2 protein-coding genes are annotated in these 2,001 nt (G+C 36.5%); both read left to right on the forward strand.

From position 1 onward, the window contains the following. Positions 1-131: 131 nt before the first annotated feature. The gene (locus KRZ98_RS21145) at positions 132-1,577 is read left to right on the forward strand and encodes an endonuclease/exonuclease/phosphatase family protein (RefSeq protein WP_254798751.1); all 1,446 of its coding nucleotides are present in this window, start codon (positions 132-134) and stop codon (positions 1,575-1,577) included. Positions 1,578-1,613: 36 nt separating this feature from the next. After that, positions 1,614-2,001, forward strand: a 388-nt coding sequence (locus KRZ98_RS21150) for a hypothetical protein (protein ID WP_217675199.1), incomplete at its 3' end; no start/stop codon positions are given.

Below are 2,001 nucleotides of genomic sequence, written 5' to 3' on the forward strand. Positions count from 1 at the left end.
AATGGAAACTCTGAAAGCCAGATGGTCTTGGATAGATACCGTACAAGCAAAAAGGGAGCATGGATGTCAACCCAGATTACTGTACCCAGCAAAACTTTCAAGCACTATAGATGGAGAAAACAAGATATCCCATGACAAGAACAGATTTAAACAATACATATCCACAACTCCAGCACTACAGAAGGTTGTGGAAGAAAAACTCCACCCCAATGAACATAACTACACTCACAAAAACACAGGCAATAGATAATCTAATTTTACCAAACACAAAAAGAAGTAGGAGGGCGAAATCCAAACACACAATGACACCACCAACAATAAATCCAAAACAAACAAGAACCAACAATCAATGGACATTAATATCCCTCAATGTCAATGGTCTTAACCTGCCCATAAAAAGATACAGGCTAACAGAATGGATACGAAGACAGAATCCATCTTACTGCTGTATACAAGAAACACACCTCAACTTCAAAGACAGGCGTTACCTCAGAGTAAAGGGTTGGGAAAAGATTTTCCAATCAAATGGACCCAAGAAACAAGCTGGTGTAGCAATCCTAATATCTAACAAATTAGACTTCAAACTAAAATCAATCAAAAGAGATGAAGAAGGTCATTTCATATTCATCACAGGAAAAATCCATCAGGAAGAAGTCTCAATTCTAAACATCTATGCCCCAAATACAAGGGCACAAACATATGTTAAAGAAACATTATTAAAACTCAAATCACAAATAAGACCTCACACGGTTATAGTGGGAGACTTCAACATCCCACTCTCACCACTGGACAGGACCACCAGACAGAAACTTAACAAAGAAACAAAGGATCTGAAAGAAGTTATGACCCAACTGGGTTTAACAGATATCTATAGAACATTCCATCCAAACACAAAAGAATATACCTTCTTCTCAGCGCCACATGGAACCTTCTCTAAAATTGACCACATAGTTGGCAACAAAGCAAACCTCCACAGATACAAAAGAATTGAAATAACCCCCTGTATCTTATCAGACCACCATGCATTAAAGCTAGAATTCAGCAACAATACAAATGGCAGAAAACCTGCAAACTTTTGGAAAATGAATAACACCCAATTGCACCATTCCTGGGTTGAGGAAGAAATAAAAAAAGAAATTAAAGACTTCCTAGAATTTAATGAGAATGAAGACACAACATACCCAAACTTATGGGACACTTTGAAAGCAGTGCTAAGAGGAAAGTTCATAGCACTAAGTGCCCACATGAAGAAACTGGAGAATAGTCACACTAGAGAATTAACAGCACAACTGAAAGCTTTAGAAAACAAAGAAGCCAATATACCCCGGAGGAGCAAACGCCAGGAAATAATCAAATTGAGGGCTGAAATCAATAAAATGGAAACTAGGAGAACAATACAAAGAATCAATATAACAAAAAGTTGGTTCTTCGAGAAAATCAACAAGATAGACAAACCTTTATCCAAACTTACCAAACAACAAAGAGTGAACATGCAAATTAATAAAATCAGGAATGAAAAGGGGGGCCATAACAATAGACACAGAGGAAATCCAGAGAATCATCAGGTCATACTTTGAAAACCTATATTCCTCAAAATCAAAAATCTAAAGGAAATGGACAATTTTCTGTACAGATTTCACTTTGCAAAATTAAATAAAGAACACATACGCAACTTAAATAGACCTATAACCCCTAATGAAATAGAAGCAGTCATCAAAAGTCTCCCAACCAAAAAAAGCCCAGGGCCAGATGGCTTCAGTGCAGAATTCTACCAGAAATTCAAAGTACAGCTAATACCAATTCTCCTCAAAGTATTCCACACAATAGAAGCAGAAGGGTCATTACCAAACTCTTTTTATAAGGCTTCAATAACCTTGATACACAAGCCACACAAAGATACAACTAAAAAAGAGAACTACAGACCAATATCCCTCATGAACATTGATGCAAAAATTCTCAATAAAATATTGGCAAATCAAATCCAAGAACACATCAGAAAAA

This window comes from Sphingobium sp. AS12, assembly GCF_019097845.1.
Taxonomy (GTDB): domain Bacteria; phylum Pseudomonadota; class Alphaproteobacteria; order Sphingomonadales; family Sphingomonadaceae; genus Sphingobium.